The sequence below is a fragment of the Phenylobacterium sp. genome (assembly GCF_030698145.1).
Lineage (GTDB): Bacteria > Pseudomonadota > Alphaproteobacteria > Caulobacterales > Caulobacteraceae > Phenylobacterium.
Window position 1 is genome coordinate 1 of sequence record NZ_JAUYNW010000049.1, and the last position, 3,159, is coordinate 3,159.

At 65.8% G+C, this 3,159-nt stretch carries 3 protein-coding genes; all 3 read right to left on the minus strand.

All coding sequences use genetic code 11. The features are described 5' to 3' along the window. Positions 1-136: 136 nt before the first annotated feature. From phnE to phnC, 3 genes are read right to left on the minus strand one after another with little or no spacing between them, the layout of a single operon-like run. Positions 137-946, minus strand: a complete 810-nt coding sequence (gene phnE / locus Q8Q77_RS06720) for a phosphonate ABC transporter, permease protein PhnE (RefSeq protein ID WP_371130422.1) — start codon at positions 944-946, stop codon at positions 137-139. A gap of 9 nt (positions 947-955) precedes the next feature. Next, positions 956-1,978, minus strand: a complete 1,023-nt coding sequence (gene phnD / locus Q8Q77_RS06725; RefSeq protein WP_305582436.1) for a phosphate/phosphite/phosphonate ABC transporter substrate-binding protein — start codon at positions 1,976-1,978, stop codon at positions 956-958. Continuing rightward, the gene (gene phnC, locus Q8Q77_RS06730; RefSeq protein WP_305582438.1) at positions 1,975-2,769 is read right to left on the minus strand and encodes a phosphonate ABC transporter ATP-binding protein; all 795 of its coding nucleotides are present in this window, start codon (positions 2,767-2,769) and stop codon (positions 1,975-1,977) included. The genes phnD and phnC overlap by 4 nt, the downstream gene beginning before the upstream one ends. Between the last annotated feature and the right edge of the window lie 390 nt (positions 2,770-3,159).

A 3,159-nucleotide genomic window follows, 5' to 3' on the forward strand; every position in this document is an offset into this window, starting at 1 on the left:
CACGAACCCCGCCACTCGATCCCGAAGGTCAGAAGAGTAAGGACGCGCCATGCAAGCTGGCCTCCTGCCCAGCCCACATCTTGAATCATGATCCGCAGACAACCGGAATCCCGATTCAATCAGCAGCGGTCAGGCTCTAGAGGAGACGTGAGCGGATGGTCTGCGACAGCAGGTCGATGATGCTGACCGCCACAACGATGACGATAGAGATCGCCGCCACCCGCCCGTAGGAGAAGCTGTTGAGGCTGTCGAACAGGATCTGGCCGATCCCGCCGGCCCCGATCAGACCAAGGACGGTCGCCGCCCGGCTGTTGGATTCGAACCGGTAGAGGGCATAGGAGGTCCAGAGCGGCGCTACCTGCGGAATGACGCCCCAGACGATCTCCTGCAGGGGCGCGGCGCCGGTTGCGCGGACCCCCTCGACGGGGCCCTTGTCGATGGACTCCACCGCCTCGGAGAACAGCTTGCCCAGCACCCCGCCGGTGTTGAGCGCCAGGGCCATGACGCCGGCGAAGGGACCCAGGCCCACGGCCACGACGAACATGGTGCCGATCACCAGGTCTGGGATTGAGCGCAGGGCGTCCATGACCCGGCGGATGGGCATCTGGATATAGCTCGGGGTGACGTTGCGCGCGCCCAGCAGGCCGAGCGGCACGGCCAGGACCACGGCGATGGTGGTGCCCCAGAGGGCGATCTGGATCGTCACCCACATCTGCGTGACCAGCAGCCGCCAGTCGCTCCAATCGGGCCGGATGAAGTCCCGGCCGAACTGGCGCATGTTCTCGGAGTTCTGGAAGAGGAGCGGCAGCTTCTCCATCTCCACCGGCCCGAAGCCGACGATCAGCATGGTGGCGATGCCGCCCCACAGGATGATGTCGAACACCCGCTGGCCGAGCGGGCGGACCGGGGGCTTCAACAGGTCGGGCGCGGGCGCAGTGACGGTCACGGGACGATCCTACTGCGCGGCCGCCGGCTGACCGGTCTTGGCCTCCAGGGCGGCGCGCTCGGCCTTGATGGCGTCCAGCGACGTCTTGGCCTTGGCCATCTTGGCCTTGTCGTTCTTGTTGGTGGCTTCCAGGAGGGCCTCGGTGGCTTCCATCTCCTTGACCGGCAGCAGATGGCTGGCGTCGGCCGGCTTGAAGCCGCCGATGGACAGCGCGTTCAGCAGCTTGCGCTGGCGTTCGGGCTCGGCGCCCTCGCCCTGCGCATAGGTGAGGAAGAACCGCCGCAGCTTTTCCTTCACGGCCGGATCAAGGTCGCTGCGCCAGATGATCGGGTCCTCGGGAAGCTTGGGGCTTTCCCAGATCACCCGGACCTGTTCGTCGACGCCGGTGCCGCGCTCCTTCTGCAGGCGAATGGCCGTGGAGTTGTTGGTCGCCACGTCCAGCACGCCCTTGGCCACCGAGAACAGGTTGGCCTGGTGGTTGGCCGACTTCACCGCCTTGAAGCACTTGGCCGGGTCGATGTTGTTGGGCGCGAACAGATAGGTCATCGGGGCGAGGGTGCCGGAGGTGGACTTGGCGTCGCCGATCCCGAAGGTGAGCGACTTGTCGCACCGGAGCACGTCCTCCAGGGTGGTCTTGCTCTTGGCGGGCACGATGATGACGGACTTGTAGCCGTCGATGTTCGACGGATCGAAGGTCCGCGCGAAGACCTCGCCATTGGCGCGGCGTACGGCCTCCAGGCCCGAGAGATTGGAGAACCAGCCGGCGTCCACCTGCTTGAAGCGCAGGGCCTCGATCAGGGCGGTGTAGTTGGAGGCGAAGAACGGCTTCACCGGAATGCCGATCGACTTTTCCATGTCGGCCAGGATCGGCTTCCAGAAGGTCTCCATGCTGGTGGAGTTCTCGGTCGCCAGGATCGAGAAATTGATCACCTGCGGTTCCGCGCCCGGCGCCGGCGCGTCCTGTGCCTGGCCGCACGCCGAGAGGCCAAGGCCGGCCAGACCGGTCGCGAGGAGGTTACGGCGGTCGATCATTTGGGCGCTCCTTCCCAGAAGACGTCTTCGAACTCGGGGCCGTAGATGTCGATCAGGCGGGTCTTGTCCAGGCCGTCGGCGCCGCCGTCATAGACGACCTTACCGGCCTTCAGCGCGACCACACGGTCGCAATAGCGCAGCGCGTAGTCCACCTGGTGCAGGGTGACCACGACGGTCAGGCCGTCCATCCGGTTCAGGTCGCGCAGGATGTCCATCACCTTGCGGGCCGAAACCGGGTCGAGGGAGGCTACCGGCTCGTCGGCCAGGATGATCTTGGCCTTCTGGACCAGGGCGCGAGCGATGGCGCCGCGCTGCTGCTGGCCGCCAGACAGGGTGTTGGCGCGCTGGGCCGCGTACTCGGCCACGCCCACGCGGGCCATGGCCGCCATGGCCGCGCTCTGGGTTTCCCTCGGCCAGGCGCCGAACACGCCGCGGATGAACGGGATGCGGCCCAGCGAGCCCAAGGCGACGTTCGAGAACAGGGTCAGGCGGCCGACCAGGTTGAACTGCTGGAAGATGAAGCCGATGCGGATGCGCGCGTCGCGCACCTTGGGGGAAATCTTGCCCTCGGACTGGACCACCTCGCCGAAGGCCTCGATCCGGCCCTCGCCCGCATCGATGGTCTGCAAGCCGCTGATCGAGCGCAGCAGGGTCGACTTGCCGGAACCCGACGGGCCGATCAGGGCGATCATCTCGCCCTTGCGCACATTGAGGGAAACTGAGTCCAAGGCGCGTCGCGAGCCGAAGCTCTTCGAGGCGTTCCGCACGGACAGAACCGCGGCGTCAGTCATGGATGGCGAGGCTTCCCCGGATCGGCGCACACAGGTGTCGGAGCGGTTGTGATCGCCGACCTCTACGACGGCTTCATGACATGGCCGCTGGCGTGCGGTCCAGCATCGGTTGACGCCTGCGGGCGGCGATCGATTTCGAACGCACGGAACGGCGCGGAATCCGGCTGTGGATAAGGATGAATCGTCCCCCCACGCAATCCCTGACGGGCCCAGGGTTTGGCGATGATTTTCGCGTGCGGAAATAAACAGCTTTACATCGAGGTTCATCGCCCCTATTTCGCACCGCTCCGGCGGACCCGATGTCCTGAAAAGCGCTGCTAACGCCGGCTAGGTTCAACTGCCAATGGGGGTTACGTGAATTGCACACGTACCATACGCCCCTGGACCTGG

Excerpts from the sequence above, each read along its gene's own strand:
- phnC (WP_305582438.1), bottom strand. The coding sequence starts at position 2,769 with ATGACTGACGCCGCGGTTCTGTCCGTGCGGAACGCCTCGAAGAGCTTC.
- phnD (WP_305582436.1), bottom strand. The coding sequence starts at position 1,978 with ATGATCGACCGCCGTAACCTCCTCGCGACCGGTCTGGCCGGCCTTGGC.